Source organism: Streptomyces sp. NPDC002125 (genome assembly GCF_053593715.1).
This window is the reverse complement of sequence record NZ_JBSFDD010000002.1, coordinates 577574-598707: the sequence shown is the minus strand read 5'-3', so window position 1 is coordinate 598707 and position 21134 is coordinate 577574. Positions and strand designations below refer to the sequence as shown.

Here is a 21134-nt window from a genome sequence, read left to right as displayed (position 1 = left end):
CCGGCGGGTGCGCGCCCCGAGGGTGCCCGCCCAGAGGACGCGTGCCCGCCCAGGACGCGTGCCGGCCCTGAGGGTGCCACCCGGGAGGGGTGCCGACCCGGGGCTGGTAACGGCCCGGACGGTGCTCGCCCAGAGCGCTTGCCCCGGGACTGCGTACCGGCCCGGAGCCGGCTTGCCCCTGGGGCTGCGTGCCGGCCCGGCCGAGGGAGAGGGTCCCTCAGGGCGGGCTGACGGAATCCTGGGCGCGCCCGAGGTACGGCTCTCCGCCGCGTGCGCTCAGCGGCTCATGGGGTGCGGGGCACCGCGGAGACCGCCGGGCGGGAGTAGTCGGCCGAGGCGGAGGGAGCCGCGCCCGGCTTGTCGACGCCGCTCGTCACCGGAGGCGGGACCTGCTGCTCCTGCTTGCCGGCGGCCGCACCGCGGTAGACGGCGCTGAAGGCCAGCGCCACCATCCCAATCCCCATCAGCAGGGCGAGCAGCCAGGCCACCGGGCGGTGCCATCGCGCGGAGCCCCGGTAGGGGCGCAGGGAACCGCCGTGGCGCCCGTAGGGGCCGCTGTCGTCCCCGTAGAAGCCGTCGGGGTCATCAGGGTCGAAGGACTCACCCAAGGCCCTCTCGCGGCCGTACACGCCGTCCGGGCCGTAGCCCTCGTCGTAGAGGTCGTCGTCGATGGGGCCGCCGCCCGAGCGCGCGCGGCCGGCCTCGGCTTCGGCGCGGGCCTGCGCGGCGGCGAGGAGACGCTCGACCGCGGTCGGTTCGTGGATCTCGGCGGACCGCACGAAGTCCTCGTCGAACACCACGGAGGCGAAGTCCTCGTCCGCGCCCCCGCGGTCGTCGTCGGGCTCCCAGCCGTCCGGGAACGGCCTGCCCCCCACGTCGTCCGGCACAGCTTCAGCGTAGCCCCGGCGGGGCGATTTGGGCAGAGAGCCCGCGAATTCGCCCGGCCCGCCGGGTCCTCCGGCCGCGGGACGCGGCTAACGGATGTGGCCGTCGCCCGTGACGATGTACTTCGTGGACGTCAGCTCCGGCAGCCCCATCGGACCCCGGGCGTGCAGCTTCTGGGTGGAGATGCCGATCTCGGCGCCGAATCCGAACTGGCCGCCGTCGGTGAAGCGCGTGGACGCGTTCACGGCGACGGTGGTGGAATCGACCAGTTGGGTGAACCGGCGGGCCGCGGCCTGCGAGGTGGTGACGATCGCCTCGGTGTGGCCGGAGGACCAGAGCCGGATGTGTGCCACGGCCGCCTCCAGGGATTCCACGACGGCGGCCGCGATGTCGTACGAGAGGTACTCGGTCTCCCAGTCCTCCGCCGTCGCCGCCACCACGGTGGCCTTCGACCCCTCGGCGTACCCGAGCACCCGCTCGTCGCCGTGCACCGTCACCCCGGCGTCGGCCAGCGCGTCCAGGGCGCGCGGCAGGAACTCCGCCGCGATGTCCTTGTGGACCAGGAGGGTCTCGGCCGAGTTGCAGACGCTCGGGCGCTGCGCCTTGGAGTTGACCAGGATGCCGACGGCCATGTCGATGTCGGTGCGCGCGTCGACGTACACATGGCAGTTGCCCGTGCCGGTCTCGATCACGGGGACCGTGGACTCCTCGACCACCGTGCGGATCAGGGAGGCCCCGCCGCGCGGGATCAGCACGTCGACCAGCCCGCGGGCGCGCATGAGCTCGCGGACCGAGTCGCGGTTCTCGCCCGGTACGAGCTGCACGGCGTCGGCCGGGAGGCCGGACCCGCCGACCGCGTCGCGGATCACCCGCACGAGGGCCGAGTTCGAGGCGTACGCGGAGGACGATCCGCGCAGCAGCACCGCGTTGCCCGACTTCAGGCAGAGGGCGGCGGCGTCGACGGTCACGTTGGGCCGGGCCTCGTAGATGATGCCGACGACGCCGAGCGGTACACGGACCTGGCGCAGGTCGATGCCGTTGGGGAGGGTCGAGCCGCGGACCACCTCGCCGACCGGGTCGGGCAGGGCCGCCACGTCGCGGGCGTCCGCGGCGATCGCGCGGACCCGCTCCGGGGTGAGCGTGAGCCGGTCGACGACGGACTCGCTCGTGCCTGCCTCCCTGGCACGCGTGACGTCCTCCGCGTTGGCCTCGACGATCTCGCTGGTACGCACCTCGAGCGCGTCCGCGATGGCCAGCAGGGCGTCGTCCTTCGCCGCACGCGGGAGTGGCGCGATGTCGTCGGCGGCGGCGCGTGCCCGGTAGGCCGCCTGGGCGACCGGGGACATGTTGTCGTACGGCGAGAGCGTGGTCATGCCCGCAGGGTAATGCGCACTCTGCGGGCATCCGTCACGTATCCCGTGATGCGAGACGGGCATTCCCGCGCCCGCGCACCGGGGCCGGGCGCGCACGCCCCTCGTGTGCGGGACGCACTCCGCCCGCACGCGTGAACGCGCCCCGGCAGGACGTGACCAAGCAACCGGACGGGACACGGGGGAAACCGGCCCGGCGGCGCCCGCCGCCGGCAGGCGTCAGTACGGGTGCACCCCGACCGGGGCCGCCGGCGGCGGGCCGTAGCCCTCGGCGATGCGGAGGTGGTACGTCTCCCGGTCGATGACCTCCAGGCCGACGATCTCCCAGGGCGGGAGTTTCGCGCTGGAGCGGTGCTCGCCCCAGAGCCGGAGCGCCACCGCCGCGGCGTCGTGGAGGTCCCGGGCCTCTTCCCAGTAGCGGATCTCCGCGTGGTCGTTGGCATACCTGCTGGTCAGAAGGAAGGGGTGATCGTGCGCCAGCTGTTCGAGCCCGCGTCTGACCTCCTTCAGCGGTGTCTCGGTGCCGGAGACGCTGAGGGTGATGTGCCACAGCCTGGAGCGGGTGCCTTCCTCCTCCGCCACCACCGCTTCCTGCTCAAGGGTCTGGTCGGCGGGCGTACCGACGAAATCGGCCCCCGCTCCGACACTGGTCAGGGCGCGGCTGCCCGTTCCGCGGGGCAGCGCCCCCGGGCGCGCTCGTCTCACCGGCGGCCTCCTGTGAATGTGTAGCTGTGCTGACCCCTTTGTGTCCCTGCGACAAAGTTGACCAGCCCGGGGCCGGGTGTGGGGCGGTTTTCGTGAAGGTCTCCGCCCGAAGGCTGGACTTTCAGCCGTTTCAGGAGGCCGGATGGGGCGTGAGAACGACGAGATCGTCCCTGTGTACGACCTCGCGCTCGTAGGCGGGGCCGAGTTCGCGCGCCAGGTCGCGCGTGGACCTGCCGAGCAGCTGGGGGATCTCCTTGGCGTCGAAGTTGACCAGCCCGCGGGCGACGGCCCGGCCGGCCGGGTCCCGCAGTTCGACCGGGTCCCCGGCGGAGAACTCGCCCTCGACCGCGCTGATGCCGGCGGGCAGCAGTGAGGTGCGCCGCTCGACGACGGCGCGCACGGCCCCTTCGTCGAGGGTGAGCGCGCCCTGCGGGGTCGAGGCGTGGGCCAGCCAGAGCAGCCGGTCGGCCGAGCGGCGTCCCGTGCGGTGGAAGTACGTGCCGGTGTCGCGCCCCGCGAGCGCGTCGGCGACATGGCTCGCCGACGTGAGGACCACCGGGATGCCGGCGGCGGTGGCGATCCGGGCGGCCTCGACCTTGGTGACCATGCCCCCCGTGCCGACGCCCGCCTTGCCCGCGCTGCCGATGACGACGCCCTCCAGGTCGGCGGGGCCGCTCACCTCCGCGATGCGTGAGGTGCCGGGCGTGCTCGGGTCGCCGTCGTAGAGGCCGTCGACGTCGGAGAGGAGGACGAGCAGGTCGGCGTGGACGAGGTGGGCGACGAGCGCGGCGAGCCGGTCGTTGTCGCCGAAGCGGATCTCGTCCGTGGCCACCGTGTCGTTCTCGTTGACGACGGGGAACGCTCCCATCTCCAGGAGCTGGTCGAGCGTGCTGTAGGCGTTGCGGTAGTGCGCGCGGCGGCTGGTGTCGTCCGAGGTGAGGAGCACCTGGCCGACCCGCACGCCGTAGCGCGCGAAGGACGCGGTGTAGCGGGCGACGAGCAGTCCCTGTCCGACGCTGGCGGCGGCCTGCTGACGGGCGAGGTCCTTGGGCCTGCGGACGAGTCCGAGCGGGGCGAGGCCCGCCGCGATGGCGCCGCTGGAGACGAGGACGATCTCGCGCTCCCCTCCGCTGCGGACCTTGGCGAGCGCGTCGACGAGGGCGTCCACCCGATCGGCGTCGAGGCCGCCCGCCGCGGTGGTGAGCGAGGAGGAGCCGACCTTGACGACGATCCTGCGGGCCTCGGTCACGCCTGGCCTGTCGCCGGAGCCGTCCCGCGAGGGTGTGCTGAGCGCACCTTCGAAGTCCCCTGCCGCGCCTTCGGAATCCCTTGCCCCTGACACGTACGCCCGTCCCCATCACGTCGTTCTGCTCGGTCTTCTCAATCTACGCGAGCGCCCGGGTCCGCACCGTGCCGTCTCAGCTGCTGTCGGCAGCTGGACCACCTGACGCATGGACCGGCCCACGTCACGTTCCGACATGCCCCCGAATGGAGTCATTTACGTAATCTCCACTCGCCATTCATCGGGCTACCCTCGTGCATGTGACAGATGAACCGACCCGCCAGAGACGCATTTTGCTCAGATCGGGCAAAAGCCCCTTCGATGTGGCTTCGCTCGAAGAGTCCCTCCACAGAGACGTCTTTGCCACCAACGCCGGCAACCTGATCTTCAGTGATGCCTCGCACAAGATCCTCACGACCCCGCGGGCAGCGGTCTTCTCCAACGGCATCCGGACGGATCCGGCGGCGGCGGGTCGCATAAACGAGGAGTACGACGTCTTCGTCGTGCCCCTCGCGAACGCGTTCCGCCCGACGTTCGAGCGGCCCCTGAAGCGGATGACGCAGCTGATCAAGAAGCTGCGCATCCCCGTCGTCGTGCTTGGTGTGGGCGCGCAGGCGGACCTGAAGTACGACGCGTCACGGCTGAAGCCGATGGAGCCGACGGTCCGGGCGTTCGTCACAGAGGTGCTCAACCGCAGCGCGTCCATCGGCGTGCGGGGCGAGTTCACCGAGCAGTACCTCAAGAACATGGGCTTCCGGGACGTCGAGGTCATCGGCTGCCCCTCCATGTTCATGAACGGCGAGACGTTCACACTCGAGAAGAAGTCCGAGTCGCTCGGCACGGACTCCATGATCTCGGTGAACGGCTCGCACAGCGCCGTACGCTCGCACGGCCTCGACGCCATCATCCGGCAGGCCCACGAGCGCTACCCGAATCTTCGGTTCGTCGGGCAGAACCTCCTCGAGGCGCAGCTGCTGCACTGGCGGGAGACCCCGAACCCGCTCGGCGCGCAGACCTCGATGCCGACCCATCCGTCCCACCCGATGTACCGCGAGGGCAAGGTCGGGCTCTACATCGACCCGGCCACCTGGATCGAGGAGCTACGCGCGTACGACTTCTCGTTCGGCTCCCGCATCCACGGGAACATCGCGGCTCTGCTGGCCGGTGTCCCGAGCACCGTGCTCTGCAGCGACTCCCGGACCCTGGAGCTCTGCCGGTACTTCGGCATCCCGCACCGCAAGATCTCCGAGACGCCGAAGAACATCGACCCGGCCGAGCTGTACGAGGCGGCCGACTTCGGTGATCTGGTGAACGGCCACAAGGAGCGGTTCCTCCGCTTCACCGGCTTCATGGAGAAGAACGGGCTGGAGAACACCTTCCACCACGGCGACAGCGGCAAGGCCTTCGAAGCCCAGCTGTCCAAGCTCGCTCTTCCGCCGGCCGTCCGCCCCTGGACCGAGAGCGACCCCGATTCGCTCAGCAGCCGCTTCAGCTTCATGCGCAGCCGCATGGAGGAGCTCGCCGAGCAGAACGCCCTGCTGCGCGGCCAGCTCGAGAAGCGCAACAGCCCGGTCAGCATCAAGGTGCAGACGGGCGGCGAGACGCCGACCGCACTGCCGTCGGCCTATCGTCGCGCACGTCGGGTGGTGGGGCGGCCGGTGCGCAGGCTGCTCCGCCCCGAGCAGTAGGGACCCCACGTCCGCCGTCGCGCGGAGCCCGCCTCAGACCCGGTGGGCTCTGCGCGGCATGTGCAGTCCGGCCGACCTGGCCGTCCTGCGCGCCTTGCCCGCCAGCCGCCGCAGGAAGACCGCGGTGGACTGACGCCCCGGCACCTCGACCCGCTTCCGGCCGATCCACTCGGTGACGGTGAGCTCGTACGCCGCCAGGGGCAGCACCTTGCCCTCCCCGAAGTGGGGGTAGACCAGATACAGCCGCCCCCGGAGCCCCTTGCGGACCTGGCGGGGCTTCTTGTCGTCCTTCATGAACCGCAGGATGTCCAGGAGCAGGTCGAGCCGCCCCTCGCGGATGCAGATCAGCCGCAGCCGCTCGTGGACCTTGAGGCGCCGCGCCAGACCGGCTGACCAGTAGGCCTCCAGCAGCGGCGCCGCCAGCTCCATCTTCTTCTTCCGTACCTCGTCGGACTGGCGCAGCAGGGCGGTCCCGAACTGCGGGAGCAGCGTGATGACCATGGGCCGGACCATCAGGGCGTCCCGCTTCGGCCCCGGCGGGACATGGGCGGCGATGAGGCCCGTGAGCGCGCGTGCCGAGTCGAAGCGGAGCAGGTAACTGCCGCTCTTCGTCACGTGCTTGCCGTCGTCCCGGCCCACCAGGTAGTAGCAGGTGTAGTCGGCCACGACGGAGACGCCGTTGCCCCGCAGGTACGCCTCCATGGTGAAGAGCGCGTCCTCACCCGTCCTCAGGTCCTCGTCGAAGGTCATCCCGAGCCGCACGAGCAGCTCGCGCCGGAACAGCTTCTGGGCGCTCAGGGTGAACTTGATGTTGGAGGAGTAGAGGTCGGCCCGCTCGACCGTCTCCTTCCACATCGACTTCGCGGCGCCGCGGTTGACGCCGACGACCTTCCCGAGCACCACGTCCGTGCCGGCCCGGTCGCCCATCGCGACCATCCGCTCCAGGGCTTCCTCGCCGAAGTAGTCGTCCGCGTCGAGGAAGAAGACGTACCGGCCGCGGGCGAGCCCGAGACCGACGTTGCGCGGGCCGCTGGGCCCGCCGGAGTTCTTCTGGCGGACGACGCGCATGTCGATGGCCGTCCGGGCCGCGAACTCCTCCAGGTACTCCCCCGTGCCGTCGGTCGACCCGTCGTCGACCGCCACGATCTCGATGCGCCCGGCGGGAAGCGTCTGCGCCTCGACCGACTCCAGGCAGCGGATCAGATACGGCATCGCCTCGTAGGCGCCGATGATGACGGTCACGTCTGGTGCGCTGTTGCTCATCTCTCCCCGGTTCACGCGTTCACGCATTTATCAGGAGAAACGATGGAACGACGATTCATGCGTGTTCCATGCACGGACACACCGAACGGCCCGTACGTTCCCCCTCCCCACGAGGAAGACGGACGGGCCGTTGAGTAGGTTGCGCCGCGAATCGGACGCGTTTCGAACATCTGGATGACGGCTGGATTACACCTGCCGTCGGCCTTCCGGCGGGCCGTCCGCGTCGTGCCGGCGGCCGGCCGGAGACCTCCAGGTCAGCGGAGCGCCGAGGGGCCGGCGTTGATCTCCGCGTCGGCGTCCGGGGACGGCATGTCGGGATCGACCGCCGCCTCGGCCTCGGCGACGACCTCGGCCGCCCCGTCGCCGACACCGCTGGACGCGGCCTCGGGGTCGGGCAGCGGGGCGGGCTGCTGACCGCCGACGCGCTGGGCGACGCCCGCGTTGCGGGCCTCGGCCTTGGCCGCGAGCGCCAGTACGGCAGCGTTGAACTGCTCCATGGACGTCGGCTCGTCCGGGCCGAGCAGATAGGTCTTCAGCTCGTGACGCGCCTCGGCCAGCGGGTCCCCCGCGGGGTCGGCGACGGCACGCAGCAGGTCGTCGATCTCCGCCGCGTCGTTGGAGAGGATGACGGCCGCCCGCACAGCGGTGTTCTGGCGCTTGAACTCCTCCGCGCCGAACTCCGCGGAGTCCGTGACCGCGTACGGCTTGCCGCTCGCGATGAAGTCGGAGACCACACTGGAGATGTCCGAGACCATGGCGTCGGACTGGTTGAAGCAGTCGTACAGCTTCGGCTGCGAGCCGGTCACCGTCCTGTGCTCCCACCAGCCGAAGGACTGCCAGTAGGCGTCGTTCCACTCGGCCCGCAGGGTGGCGATCTCGGTCTGGCGGGCCGGGTCGGCGAGCGCGACACGCGACTCCTCCGACTCGTCGCCCCCGGCGCGGCCGGGCTGGGCCAGCTCGGCCAGACGGGCCTCGATACGTGCCAGTTCGGCCGTGGCGGCGCGCTGCCCCGCGGCGGCGGCCGAGGCCTCCTTCACCCAGCGCGGGTCGGTGGCACGGTCCTGCGCGGCCTTGGCGACCAGCGCCTTGATCCGGGCGTTGACGGCCTTGGCCTTCGCGCTGCGGATGCCGGTGAACGGGTGCGGCTTGTAGATGACCCGGACCGGGCTGTCCGCCTCCAGCAGGCGGCGGACGATGTTCTCGCCGGCCAGCAGCAGCGAGGTGTTGCCCGGGTTGTCGTCCCAGCCCTCCCAGGTGGGGGCGTACAGCACCGTCGGGATGGGGTTCTTCGTGGTGCCGGTCCAGCTCTCGATCGGCGCCAGCTGCGGCCGTCCGACCTCGACGATGTCCTCGTCGCGGATGCCGACGTCGGCCAGGGCGTAGCGGTCGCGGCCCGCGCGGCCCGCCGTCCAGACCTCGTCGTAGACCTTGGAGTACGGGTTGACGCTGGCCAGCTTGTCGCTGTCGCCGTGGCCGATGAAGACGTGCTTCATGGTCGGGACGCGCAGCATGTGGATGTTCTTGCCGACGTTGGCCGGATACAGACACACGCGGACGGTGGAGAGGTTCAGGTTCATCAGGTGGGTGCCCGCGGGCACGCAGACCACCGGCACGGAGGTGTCCGCGAGCTGCGACACGAGGTTGCGCTCACGCATGACGATCAGCGGGCGCCCCTCGACGGCCGCCATCGTGTCCAGCCACATGTTGCACTGGTAGGCGGACTCGTTGGAGCCGGAGAAGTAGAGCACGACGGTCGGCTGGTACTCCCCCAGCCAGGTGTCCAGGGCCTTCAGCACGGCGGGGGCCGACGGCGCCCGGCGGCTGCGGCGCAGGTACGGCATCAGCAGGGCGTTGAAGGCGACGGCCAGCAGCACCGTCACACCGGCACCGATGTAGCCGACGAGGTCCTCACCCGTGCCGGCGGCGATCAGGACGCCCGCCACCGCGGGGAGGTCGAGGTGGAGCATCTTCTCGCTGGAGCGGTGCAGCAGCGCACGCGGCGGGGCGTCGGGGATGCGGACGGCGTGCAGGTCCACGTTCCGGGTGACGATCGGCAGGCTGCGGCGGAGCCGGATCAGCGTCGTGAGAGCGCCGTGCGGGGCCTGGAGACCGTAGAAGACGAGGAAGCAGGCGACCGCCGCGTAGAACAGCGGCTCCTCGGCGAGGTCCAGCCGGGCCAGCAGCAGGATGATCATCAGCTGGCGGAGCAGGAAGCGGATGGACAGTCCGGCCCGCACCTTGCCGAGCCTGTTGATCAGGTAACTGCCGCGCTGGTGCAGGTACCAGTCCGTGACGTACGTGACAGCCGTGGCCGCCGCGAAGAACCAGATATCGGGAAGAAGCGCGGCGATCATGACGCAGGGGTAGCCCAGCATCATCAGTACTGCTGCCGCCAGTTCTGACCGACTGCCCACACGGGCCAGGCGGATGGCTGTCGAAATCACGAAGGACCTGCTCCAGGGGGTGCCGGTTGTTTCACGTATAGAGGGAAATGTGAAGGTGCGGCTTCACGCACTCGGGCCTCTGCAATCACCGAAAAGTGATCGCAGAGGCCCGTAAAAGTACATTTGTCAAGAATTATTACACATCTTCCTGACGGTCCAGCACCGATGCCAGCGCCTGCTCGAATCCCGACGCCTCGGTGACGTCACGGGTCGGGTCCTGCTGCCGTACGTCGATGACGTGGCCCGTCATCGCCGACAGCAGGACGTCCAGCGAGGTGCGCGCCACGGCCTCGGAGGAGAGCAGCGAGCCCTCCGGCTCCTGGCCGAACGCCTTGGTGCGCATGGGGGTCGCGGTGCGCTCCGGGTTCACGCAGTTCACCCTGACGCCCTCGCCCGCCCACTCGTCGGCCAGCGCCTGGGTGAGGTTCACCATGGCGGCCTTGGTGGAGGAGTAGAGGCTGTACTCGGCACGGCCCCGGGTGTAGCTGCTGGAGGTGTAGAGCAGCAGCTGGCCCTGGGTCTCCGCGAGGTACTTGTACGAGGCGCGGGCGATCTGCACGGGCGCCAGGTAGTTGACGTTCAGTGCTTCCTGGATCGTCGTGTTGTCCGTCTCGGCCAGCTTGCCGATGCGCAGGACGCCCGCGGTGTTGATCACGTAGTCGATGCGCCCGGTCTCGGCGTACGCCTTGGAGAGCGCGTCGTCGATGTGCTCCGGGTTCTCCACGTGCGTACCGGTGGTGGAGCGTCCCAGCGCGTACACGCTGGCGCCGTACTGCTCCGCCAGCGCCGCGATGTCCGCGCCGATGCCGTACGAACCGCCGAAGACGACCAGGGTCTTGCCCGAGAGCAGCTCGCGGTAGGCGGCCTCGTCGGCCTGGCGGGGGGCGGCGGTGGAGGCCAGCTGGAAGAGCTTGTCGGTGATGAAGACGTCGACCGGCTGCGTCACCTTCATGTTGTACTCGTCGCCCGCGACCACGTAGATCGGTACGTCGGGGAGGTACCGCAGGACAACCGAACAGTCGTCGGTGGCCTGGAAGTTCGGGTCGCCGGCCGCGACCTCGTACGCCTTGCGGATCGTGGACAGCTTGAACGCCTGCGGGGTCTGGCCGCGGCGCAGCCGGGAGCGGTCCGGGACGTCGGTGATGAACTCGCCGTCCTCGCCGTGCGTACGGGTCACGATGATCGTGTCGGCGGACGGGATGGCGACGTCGACCGCCTGGTAGCGGCCGAGGGCCTCGACGCAGTCCTTGATGACACGCTGTGACAGGAGGGGGCGGACCGCGTCATGGAAGAGGACGTTGCGGTCCTCGCCCTCCGCGAGCCCTTCACCGAGTGCGGCGATGGCGCGCTCTGTGGTCTCGTTCCGGGTGTTGCCACCTTCGATGATCTTGGTGACCTTGGTCAGCCCGGCCTTGGCGACGATCTTCTCGACGTCGGGCACGAAGCCCGGCGCCATGAGCACGATGACATCGTCGATGTCCTCGGCGTTCTCGAAGATGCTCAGCGTGTGCTCGATGACTGCCTTACCGGCGATCTTCAGCAGCTGCTTGGGGATCGCCAGTCCCACACGCTGACCGGTTCCACCGGCGAGCACGACAGCTGTGGTCCGGGGCTTGGCTTCATGCGGCACAGACACAGACGACCTACCTTGCGATGACAGGGGGGAACAGTGTGATGGTCGCACTCTCCGTGACCGTCTCGCAAGGCGGACGTTTACCGGCGCTTGCCCTGGGGAAACCCGCAGTTCACCGCCTGGCCAGGCAGATTGCGCCCCCGGGCCCCCGTACGCGGAGTGACGGACTCCACAGAGTCTTACGCAATCCCCACATCGACGGCGGCCCCGACGCCCGCTACCTGGCAATTCGCTGTGAATCCGGGCGCCCCCGCGCGGCGGGGGCGCCCGGCAGGACCGGCTAGAACGGGTCGAACTCGTCGTACTCGCGCTGCGCGTCGTCCCGCTCGGACTCGCGGTCGCGGCGGCGCTGCGCCGCGGGGCGCGGGGCCTCCAGACGGTGGTCCTCGCCGCGGCGGCCCAGCATCTCGGCGCCGGCCGCCATGGTCGGCTCCCAGTCGAAGACGACGGCGTTCTCCTCGGGGCCGATGGCCACGCCGTCACCGGCCTGGGCACCCGCCTTGCGGAGCTCGTCCTCGACGCCGAGGCGGTTGAGGCGGTCGGCGAGGTAGCCGACGGCCTCGTCGTTGTTGAAGTCGGTCTGGCGGATCCAGCGCTCGGGCTTCTCGCCGCGCACGCGGTAGATGCCATCCTCCTCCAGGGTGACGGTGAACCCTGCGTCGTCGACGGCCTTCGGGCGGATGACGACCCGGGTCGACTCCTCCTTCGGCTTGGTCGCACGCGCCTCGGCGATGATCCCGGCCAGGGCGTACGAGAGGTCGTTGAGGCCCTTGTGCGCGATGGCCGACACCTCGAAGACGCGGTAGCCGCGTGCCTCCAGGTCCGGGCGGATCATGTCGGCGAGGTCCTGGCCGTCCGGGATGTCGACCTTGTTGAGGGCGACGATGCGCGGGCGGTTCTCCAGGCCGCCGTAGAGCCGCAGCTCCTCCTCGATCATGTCCAGGTCGGAGACGGGGTCGCGGTCGGACTCCAGCGTCGCGGTGTCCAGTACGTGCACGAGGACCGAGCAGCGCTCGACGTGCCGCAGGAACTCCAGGCCGAGGCCCTTGCCCTGGCTGGCGCCCGGGATGAGGCCGGGGACATCCGCGATGGTGTAGACGGTCGAGCCCGCGGTGACGACGCCCAGGTTGGGCACGAGGGTCGTGAACGGGTAGTCCGCGATCTTCGGCTTGGCCGCCGAGAGCACGGAGATCAGCGAGGACTTGCCCGCGCTCGGGTAGCCGACGAGCGCGACGTCGGCGACGGTCTTGAGCTCCAGGACGATGTCCCGGCTCTCCCCCGGCTCGCCGAGCAGGGCGAAGCCGGGTGCCTTGCGGCGGGCGGAGGCCAGCGCGGCGTTGCCGAGGCCGCCGCGGCCGCCCTGGCCCGCGATGAAGGTGGTGCCCTGACCCACGAGGTCGGCGAGGACGTTGCCCGCCTTGTCGAGGACGACGGTGCCGTCCGGGACCGGCAGGACGAGGTCCTGGCCGTCCTTGCCGGAGCGGTTGTCACCGGCGCCGGGCTGGCCGTTCGTGGCCTTGCGGTGGGGGTGGTGGTGGTAGTCCAGCAGCGTGGTCACGGACTGCTCGACGACGAGGATCACATCGCCGCCGCGTCCGCCGTTGCCCCCGTCGGGTCCGCCGAGCGGCTTGAACTTCTCACGGTGTACGGAGGCCACGCCGTGGCCTCCGTTACCCGCGGCGGCATGCAGCTCGACGCGGTCCACGAAGGTGGTCATGGGTGGGTGCCTCCTGGTACAGCGGAAAAATACGGGAATGTCTCTAGACGTAACGCGCCGAGGGCGGACCCGCTTCCCCGGTTACCGGGAAAGCTGGGATCCGCCCTCGGAAGGTGCTGTGTCGTTCGGCCGTTGCCTGGATCAGGCAGCGACGGGAACGATGTTCACGACCTTGCGGCCACGGTGCGTACCGAACTCCACCGCACCGGCGGTCAGCGCGAACAGCGTGTCGTCGCCGCCACGGCCGACGCCCGTGCCCGGGTGGAAGTGGGTGCCGCGCTGGCGGACCAGGATCTCACCGGCGTTGACGGCCTGACCGCCGAAGCGCTTCACGCCGAGCCGCTGAGCATTGGAATCGCGCCCGTTCCGAGTGGACGATGCGCCCTTCTTGTGTGCCATGTCTCCTCAGTCCCTTACTTCGCAGCCGCGGGGATACCGGTGACCTTGATCGCCGTGTACTGCTGGCGGTGACCCTGGCGACGGCGGTAACCCGTCTTGTTCTTGTAGCGAAGGATGTCGATCTTCGCGCCCTTGTGGTGGTCCACGACCTCGGCCTGGACCTTGATGCCGTCCAGCACCCACGGGTCGCTGGTCACGGCGTCGCCGTCGACAACGAGCAGGGTCGAGAGCTCGACCGTGTCGCCAACCTTGGCGGTGGAAATCTTGTCAACCTCAACGATGTCGCCGACAGCAACCTTGTGCTGGCGACCACCGCTGCGCACGATGGCGTACACGCGGATCTCTCTCTCACTCGGAACGGATCCCCTGATGCCAGCCGCCCGCGCGGGCCGGGGCCCACGACAGTCCGGAAGGATGAGCGGCCTCCCCCGGGGACGGATCACCGGGAGGGATGTGCTCAGGGGGTAGGCGCACAGAAACACGCCGAGGGTCAAGGTTACGGGGCGGGGTGCGGGGGGTCAAACCGGGCCGTCGCCCCCGGTCGCCCGCCCGCGAAACTACATCCGGGCGGGCCGCGAGTGCTGCACGGTCGTCCAGGTGGCGACAGGCGGGCGGACCAAGTGCAACAGCCAGGTTCTCCGGTGCAAGCCGGATGGCGCTACTCCGTGTCGACCTGACCAATGACTGAGCCCATTCCCACCCCACGCCGTCTACTCAACCGCCGGAGAGCGAAGAAGGCTCACGAATCCAGGCGCTGGCCGTTCACTGTGCCGGGTTCCCACTCGACAAGCGATGGCCGCCTCCCTTTATTAAAGCAGAATTCTTCGATTACTGCAGCGACTTTTTCCACGGGAATCACGTTTCTCTTGTCGTACCACAAAGGGTAACCAGGGTCGGCTGTCACGCGAGGATCAAAGCTCGGCGGATTCGGGTTTCGAGATACCCAATGCTCCTGATCGGGGTTCTCCACAACCTCCTCACCCCACCAGGTAAATCCTCCATACCCGGTAGCGAGGTTGACTCCGACGGTGAGAGCGTTGTCGGCAAACCTGGGAAGCTCGCTTCCAGCGGGAACATCGAAGACGTGAAACGACGCAATCGTACCCGCGTGAAATCCAATAGGCACGTCGCGTTCCGACTCCAGTTCGCTCAACGCTCGCTCGATGAGTCTCCGCACTTCGCACTGATCGGAGACTCGATTCCTCTCGCCACCGATCCAGACTTCGAAAATCATTACGGCCTTTCAGGTCCCTCGCCGATAATCACTGTAGGTTCACGCGATCCGGGGTGATACACCGTGAGCACGCTATCCTTTGGCAGTATTGCCTTTACTAGCTCGCTACAGGAATCCCTACCGGTACATACACCCGCATTGTTATTGATCACGACAGTTGCCTTCTCTACGTCCTGCTGTGCCATCTTGAAGGCGATCTTGGTTTCCGCGTGAGATGCTCCGTGGAAGGATTTCTGATTTGGGCTACCGTATCCAATTTCCAGCAGATAGGAAGTCAGCGCCTTTGCTGTCTCATCGTCTTGGCTGGCTACACGATCAGGAAGATTCGGAATCGGTCGGCCATCGGCATCTCGAATGACACCAGTAGTAAGGTGCTCATGCTTGATCTCCCCAAAGATTTGATCCACCCACGCAGGGCAGGCATCGTCCGTGTTGTGGACGAGGACCTGAGTTGCGCCCGTGGAGACATAATAGGTATGGAGGTCGTCGACGGTGAGGTCGTAGGCGTCCTGCAGCCCTTGCCAGTCTTGAACTTCGGCTATGGCCGCCGTGCTGTTCTGCGGGGTGCGCAGAGTGTCGCCGGCTTCGAGGGCGCTTGCGTTCTTCCACTTCTGGTCGTTCTCGGACCAGTAAGGGTGGTGGCTGGTCGAAGTGAGGGTGGAGCCGTCGGCGAGGGTGACGTCGGTGAAGTCCCGGTCGTCAGGTGTGTGGATGGTTCGGGTGACGGTCCGGGGCCCGGTTTCATCGGTCGCCGGGTTCGTCGCTGTGACGAGGTCGCCCGTGCGGATCTCTTCGATGGCACGGCTGGTGCCGTCGGCCATGAGGACCTTGGTGCCGGCGGGGAAGCTGTGTGCGGCGCCGATCAGGCAACCGACTGTGCGGCGAACGGCACGCGCGTCCTGGAGGGCCTCAACCCCCTTTCCGATTTTGGAAATGAGCTTGAGTTTGCCCAAGGGAGTGAGGCCGACCACAGCCATGGTGCAGTCGAGGGCAGCGGGGTTCTCGATGCATGCCTTGATGTCAGCAAGGCCCGAGAGCTCCCAGGCTAGGGTCTTGTACGTATCCGGATTTGTGGCTACATCCTTGACCTGATTGAAGAAGTCGGTACAGATCGTGGTGTTGGTGTATGGGATGTAGCCCATAGCCCAGTCGACACAGAAGGGCTCGCGTTCGTCGTCGCGGTTCGCTCTGCGTTCGGCCTCTGCCTGCTCGGTGGCTTCTTTGATTTCCTTTTCGGCGAGGGTGAGTACTGACTGCCAGGCATCGTGGGCCGCCAGTTCTGCCTCGGCAGCGCTTTTGCCTGCGGCGGTAGCCGCTGCGCGCGCCTCCTCCTTGGAGCGATTGGCCTCCGCAGCGGCGTTCCGGGCGTAGTTGGCGGAGAACTCGGCTTGGAAGGCGGAGCTTTCGGCGGCGTTCGCGTCCGCATCTGCCTGTTCAGCGGCGTTGCGTGCGGTGACGGCCGATGCGGCTGCGGCTGCGGCACTCCGGTCCGCAGCGTCGGCGGACGCCTTTGCGTCGGCTGCGTATCCTTCGGCCAGTTTCGCGGAGTTCTGTGCTTGGGCTGAGGCGGCATTTGCCTCAGCGGAAGCTTCCCTGGCCAGGGCGGCGGCCTGGGCGGCACGCCAGGAGTCCGCGTTTGCTTCTGCCGCGATTTTGGCGCCCTCGGCCAGGAGTCGTCCGACCTGGTGGAGGTGAACGTTGGCCAGATCGTCCTTGCGCTGGGCCATGTGCTGGCCCTGGGCGATAAAATCGTGGACCAGATCGGGTGGTCCGGCGAGCGCGACCTTTGCGGCAGCGCTCAGCTCTGGTCCTCCGGTCTCAGCCAGGCGGGCTGTGATGACCTTCTCGTCGGTGAGGCGCTCGCCGTACTGGCCAATCTGCAGGAAGGCGGCCAGCCCTCTCCCGGTGCCGTCTGCAAGTGCGGCTTTTGCTTTGCTGCTGACGCTGATTCCGCCGGTTTCGGCAAGCCGGGCGACATCGACCTTCATGTCATCGAGGCCGACTTCGTACTGACCCGCGGCGTAAAACGCTTCGATCTGTTGCGGTGAGCCGTCCAGAACGGTGGTGGCAGCGGTACGAACGGATGCGTAAGGACTCTGGGTACTCAGGATGACGACGCGCTGGCGGACGTCGCTGTGGTTGGCTTCCTTCCAGCGAGTGCGCAGGTAATCCAGAACATCTTGGTCTGTTCCCGACAGCGCGCGGGCTGCGGCTTCCTGGTGGAAGGGGCCAAGCCGTTCCATGGCCTGTATGGCCAGCTTGCGGCCCTTGGCGGCGGTGGCCGGGATGTCCGCGTCGGGGAGTGCGGCTTCTGCGGCCAGTTGTGTCGCGGTGTCGTCGAGCGACAGAGACTCAACCTGGGAGGCGGCGGCGCTGGAAATGCCAGCCTCTGTGACCAGCTTCATCGACCGGGCGCGCTCGATGGCGGCCTCGGTGCGGGTCTGCAGGTCGGTGTTCTCGGTCTCGCGGGCCAGGGCGAAAATTTCCTTGGCTTGGGTCACTGCCGCCGTAGCGTCGGTTGCCGCTGTCCTGGCCGCATCCGCGTTCTTCTTGGACACGTCGGCGTACGTGGCGGCGTTTCCGGCTTGGGCGGCGGCCTCGTCTGCGTAGTCCGCGGCCTTGTTGGCGTGTTCGGCGGCTTTCTTGGCGGCGTCGCGGGCACCGTAAGCGGCGGTGGCGGCGCGTTCGGCCAGGGCGGCGGAACGGTCGGCGGCAAGATCAGCTGCGTCGGCATGGCGGCGTGCTTCGGCTGCGGCCTGCCGAGCCTCGCTGGAGTGCAGACCTGCCTCGTCCGCATAGCCGTTCGCTTCATCAGCCGCATCGGCGGCTGCACGCGCGTTGGCGTTGGCCCCCTTGGCCGCTCCCGCTGCGATTGCCGCGTTGGCCGATGCCAGTCCGGCGGCTTCGGCAGCGATGACCGACGTTGCGACGGCGGCTGCTGCTGCGCGCGCTTCCTTCGCGGCCGCCGAGGCCTCGCTCGCCTTGGTCTTGTCGCCCGCAGCGGCTATGGCCGCCTTGTAAGCCTTGTTTGCTGCTGCGCCGGCCGCGGCTGCCGCTGAGGCGGTCTGGGTTGCGGCGAGTGCCGCGCGTCGTGCGGCACTACTAGCCGCGTTCGCGGCACCGATGGCTTCCTGGGCGGCCTCTGCTGCGGCTCGCGCGGCGTCGGCGGCCTGCTTTGCTTTGACGGCGGCTTTCTTGGAGTCGTCCTTGGCGGCTGCGGTCTCCGCGGCTGCCTTCTCGGCGGCTTCCTTGGCCAGCTTGGATGCCGCGATCGCATTGGCGGAAGCTGTTTCCGCCTGCTTGGTGGCGTCCTCGGCTTGTTTGCCGGCCTTCTTGGCCTCGTCGATCAGCTGCGCGATCGACTGATGCTCCTGGTCTCGGCTGCGGGCTGTGAACTGCCCGACCTCCAGGAACTCCTGAATGTCTGCGGGGGTGCCCTTCAGAGCGACCTTGGCCGCCGCGCTCACGTTCGCGCCGCCGGTCATGGCCAGCCGCGCGGTCTCCACGCGGTTGTCGTCCTCCAGGGCTTCGTACTGGCCTGTGCTGAGGAAAAGTTCGCGCTCCTCAGCAGTCCCGAGGAGCGCAGCTTTGCCCTGCGCCCGCACTCCAGCGTTGCCCAGATTAACGAGTCGTGCGATATCGACCTTGCGGTCGTCATCCAGCGGCTCCTCGAAGCCGTAAAGAAGGAACGTCTCCAGTTCGGTCGGCGACAACAGCATGGCGTCCTTGGCAGCCTGCCGCAGGCCTGGGCCCGCGCTCATCGCCAGACGCGCGGTCTCGATGCGATTGTCGTCGAATTGGATGGCCTCAGCCTCGGCCAGGAACTTCTGAATCTCCGCATCGCTGCCGAGCAACGCCTTTTCCGCCGCAGCCTTGAGACCGGCTCCGCCGGTCTCCCAGAACCCGACTATCTGAGCACGCACACCGACGGGAACCGCCGGATCATCTGCGGCTACTGCGGCTGGGGCCCCCAGCAGGCCCGACAAGATCCCTGCGGACAGCAATATCCCCAGCAATCGCCGCGGAACCACAGATCTGCTGAAGCCCAGAGAGCCAAAGGCTCGGGCAGGTCTACGCCGTTTCATTCCGATGACCTCATCCATGTTGAATTTGAAAGCATCCGATCAGGCTTCCAGGAGCCAAAAGGCACCCTCGAGACCAATGCATGTTTGCGGTAAACGCAGAAGGACAACACTGAAGTCCGACCGAAGCCGCTTGATCGTACACGTTTTCGACCCGCGTCGGTCGGCAATGCAGCGATTTTGCGCCGCCCCCTCGCAGGTCAGGACGTCAGGGCGAATTCACCAAGATCCACATAATTGCACGAAAGGCGGCAAATAAGTCAGTTAGGGCTTATTGTGATAGATACTGCATCTGCGCGCGGCTTTGAGCTTATTACCGGACCAGAAATTGCGGCATCGAAGTAGATAGTTGTACACGTGGAGGTGAAAATTGGGTGACATTAATCACCCTGAACGACTGACGGGCCGCTTTACGCACGTGGTTCACTTTCCTCTGAACTGACGGAACCGCAGTTTTGCCGGTCCCGACCATTCCCCGAAAGGCCCGCCATGGTAATGAACCAAGTACGCAAAAATTTGATCCTTGGCCTGGCCACTGTTTTCTCAGCCACCGCTTTGGTGTTCGGCACAACTGCTGCCGCAAACGGCAGCGTGGCCGAGGCCCCAACGGAAGGCGACATGCCGTACGCAGTCGAGGACTTCTCCTACCCGGAGGCGGAAAGGATTGCCGCTGAGACCGGAGCCATCCTCAAACGAGGCGACGGCCACATGCTGATGACGGCATGCGACGGAACCGAAGACATAATGATCGAGAGCCGCGTAGGGCAGAAGCAGTTCTGCTTCAACGTCACCGCAAAGCCCGCCTTCCTCACTCTTGAGATCCCCCAAGCTTATGGAATTTGGACTTCTGCGGAACCAGTCAAAAACACCATCCGGGAAGACGACGGCGACACCACAGTCATTGACGCGCCTGCCAACGACTTCACCGGTTACGGCGAAGCCGGCACTGTCGACGGTGAACCCACCACTGTCATCGAACTCCGGGTGACTGGCTGACTCTGCTCCTGCCTATGAGGCGCTGAAGTCGGATACAGGAATGCACACCCCACTGAGAATTTCGGCACGACCGCTTCAGCGGTTCACTCAGCGTGGGGCGACTACACACCAAGATTTCCGGTTCTGCCAAAGGACCGGGCTACATTTTCTCCTGAGCCTGCCAAGGAATAGACGTGCACTTCATACCGTCCCGTGGAATGCGGGCCGTATCACTGCTGGCAGCCACAGCCGCAGCCGGCGCGCTCACCCTCGCCTCCCCCGCCCAGGCCGTCATCGGTGACGCGGTCGCCGACGGCACCTACGCCTTCGCCGTTCAGATCCAGATCGGCGCAGGCGATACCAGCCGCGCCTGCTCCGGATCGCTCGTCGACCCTCAGTACGTCCTCACCGCCAGCAGTTGCTTCGCCGCCGCCGGGCAGCCCGCCTTCCCGATAGCCGCCGGCGCACCGGCCGAGAAGGCCACGGCGACCATCGGCCGTACGGACCTGACCGGCACCGGGGGCAAGGTCGTCGAGATCACCGAGCTGGTGCCCCGGGCGGACCGCGACCTGGTCATGGCCAAGCTCGCCACCCCGGTCACCGACGTCGCCCCCGCCGTTCTCGCCGCCACAGGACCCACCGCGGGCGAGACTCTGCAGGCTGCGGGTTACGGCCGCACCGCCGACGCCTGGGTGCCCGACCGCCTGCACGCCGGCGCCTTCACCGTGACGCAGGCCGATGCCACCACCGTCGCCATCGCCCGGGACGGCGGCAGCATCTGCAAGGGCGACGCCGGTGGCCCCGCACTGCGCGTGATCGACGGCAGGACCGAACTCGTCGCCGTGCACAGCGCCTCCTGGCAGGCCGGCTGCCTCGGTTCCGACGAGACCCGCTCCGGCGCCGTCGAAACTCGCCTGGATGACATCACCGAGTGGGTCAAGCAGGTCCGCGGACTGCCCCAGGCCCCGCAGGCCGCCTCCGGCGACTTCAACGGGGACGGCAAGGAGGACGTGGCCGCGTTCTACGGCAACGGCACGGACGTGGACGGTTCGAACCGCGCCTCCCTCTTCGCGTTCTACAGCGACGGCACGAGCCTCGAGGCCCCCAAGAAGGTGTGGGCCAGCACCGGCTCCTTCAGTGGGCCGGCGAGCAAGGTGACTGCCGGCGACTACAACGGGGACGGCAAGGACGACATCTCCGTCCTCTACAACTCCGGTAAGGCCGAGGACGGACGAGCCGTCTCCACGCTGTTCACCTTCACCAGCACAGGCAGCGGCTTCAGCGCGCCGAAGAAGACGTGGACCAGCTCCGGCTCGTTCGACTGGACGAAGAGCAGCCCGGTCTCCGGCGACTACAACGGGGACGGCAAGGACGACCTCGCCGTCTTCTACAACGGCGGCCAGGCCGCCGACGGCAAGGCCATCTCCCTGGCCTTCACCTTCACCAGCACCGGCACC

General features: G+C 68.0%; 15 protein-coding genes. 3 read left to right on the top strand and 12 right to left on the bottom strand.

The genetic code is table 11. The features are described from left to right. Nucleotides 1-284 precede the first annotated feature (284 nt). From ACWCQM_RS05675 to proB, 4 genes are all read right to left on the bottom strand, one after another. The gene (locus tag ACWCQM_RS05675; protein ID WP_450914060.1) at nucleotides 285-887 is read right to left on the bottom strand and encodes an SCO2584 family spore wall biosynthesis protein; all 603 of its coding nucleotides are present in this window, start codon (nucleotides 885-887) and stop codon (nucleotides 285-287) included. A gap of 87 nt (nucleotides 888-974) precedes the next feature. After that, nucleotides 975-2258, bottom strand: coding sequence for a glutamate-5-semialdehyde dehydrogenase (locus ACWCQM_RS05670; RefSeq protein ID WP_450914059.1), 1284 nt, complete (start codon nucleotides 2256-2258; stop codon nucleotides 975-977). 216 nt (nucleotides 2259-2474) lie between these two features. Next, a complete protein-coding gene (locus ACWCQM_RS05665) occupies nucleotides 2475-2960 on the bottom strand; it encodes a hypothetical protein (protein ID WP_450914058.1) in 486 nt (161 codons plus the stop codon). 130 nt (nucleotides 2961-3090) lie between these two features. Next, nucleotides 3091-4209: a glutamate 5-kinase gene (gene proB, locus ACWCQM_RS05660; protein WP_073746964.1), complete on the bottom strand. Its 1119-nt coding sequence runs from the start codon at nucleotides 4207-4209 to the stop codon at nucleotides 3091-3093. A gap of 356 nt (nucleotides 4210-4565) precedes the next feature. On the opposite strand from proB, the gene ACWCQM_RS05655 reads away from it, so the two are divergent. Then, the gene (locus ACWCQM_RS05655; protein ID WP_450914057.1) at nucleotides 4566-5930 is read left to right on the top strand and encodes a polysaccharide pyruvyl transferase family protein; all 1365 of its coding nucleotides are present in this window, start codon (nucleotides 4566-4568) and stop codon (nucleotides 5928-5930) included. 33 nt (nucleotides 5931-5963) lie between these two features. Here the strand turns inward: ACWCQM_RS05655 and ACWCQM_RS05650 are convergent, their stop codons facing one another. The 8 genes from ACWCQM_RS05650 to ACWCQM_RS05615 all read right to left on the bottom strand — a co-directional run bounded on the left by ACWCQM_RS05650 (nucleotide 5964) and on the right by ACWCQM_RS05615 (nucleotide 18723). After that, nucleotides 5964-7193, bottom strand: coding sequence for a glycosyltransferase family 2 protein (locus ACWCQM_RS05650; protein ID WP_450914056.1), 1230 nt, complete (start codon nucleotides 7191-7193; stop codon nucleotides 5964-5966). 254 nt (nucleotides 7194-7447) lie between these two features. Next, complete coding sequence (locus ACWCQM_RS05645; RefSeq protein WP_450914055.1) at nucleotides 7448-9637, bottom strand: hypothetical protein; 2190 nt, start codon at nucleotides 9635-9637, stop codon at nucleotides 7448-7450. Between the two features lie 136 nt (nucleotides 9638-9773). Further along, the gene (locus tag ACWCQM_RS05640) at nucleotides 9774-11273 is read right to left on the bottom strand and encodes an SDR family NAD(P)-dependent oxidoreductase (protein ID WP_450914054.1); all 1500 of its coding nucleotides are present in this window, start codon (nucleotides 11271-11273) and stop codon (nucleotides 9774-9776) included. A 277-nt stretch (nucleotides 11274-11550) separates the two neighbouring features. Further along, nucleotides 11551-12987 (bottom strand): GTPase ObgE, encoded by a 1437-nt coding sequence (obgE, locus tag ACWCQM_RS05635; protein ID WP_073746954.1) that lies wholly within the window; start codon nucleotides 12985-12987, stop codon nucleotides 11551-11553. A gap of 141 nt (nucleotides 12988-13128) precedes the next feature. Further along, entirely contained in the window at nucleotides 13129-13386 is a 258-nt protein-coding gene (gene rpmA, locus ACWCQM_RS05630) for a 50S ribosomal protein L27 (protein WP_014045902.1), read from the bottom strand. 14 nt (nucleotides 13387-13400) lie between these two features. Next, nucleotides 13401-13721 carry a 50S ribosomal protein L21 gene (rplU, locus tag ACWCQM_RS05625; protein WP_014045903.1) on the bottom strand — a complete coding sequence of 107 codons (321 nt, stop codon included), beginning with the start codon at nucleotides 13719-13721 and terminating at the stop codon, nucleotides 13401-13403. Between the two features lie 404 nt (nucleotides 13722-14125). After that, nucleotides 14126-14620 (bottom strand): Imm1 family immunity protein, encoded by a 495-nt coding sequence (locus ACWCQM_RS05620; RefSeq protein ID WP_450914053.1) that lies wholly within the window; start codon nucleotides 14618-14620, stop codon nucleotides 14126-14128. Further along, on the bottom strand, nucleotides 14620-18723 hold the full coding sequence (locus ACWCQM_RS05615; protein ID WP_450914052.1) for a polymorphic toxin-type HINT domain-containing protein: 4104 nt from the start codon (nucleotides 18721-18723) through the stop codon (nucleotides 14620-14622). The genes ACWCQM_RS05620 and ACWCQM_RS05615 overlap by 1 nt, the downstream gene beginning before the upstream one ends. Nucleotides 18724-19197: 474 nt before the next feature. Here ACWCQM_RS05615 and ACWCQM_RS05610 point away from each other — a divergent pair, with 474 nt between their 5' ends. Both ACWCQM_RS05610 and ACWCQM_RS05605 read left to right on the top strand, forming a co-directional pair. Further along, the gene (locus tag ACWCQM_RS05610; RefSeq protein WP_450914051.1) at nucleotides 19198-19698 is read left to right on the top strand and encodes a hypothetical protein; all 501 of its coding nucleotides are present in this window, start codon (nucleotides 19198-19200) and stop codon (nucleotides 19696-19698) included. Between the two features lie 197 nt (nucleotides 19699-19895). Next, on the top strand, nucleotides 19896-21134 hold a 1239-nt coding region (locus ACWCQM_RS05605; RefSeq protein ID WP_450914050.1), incomplete at its 3' end, for a trypsin-like serine protease.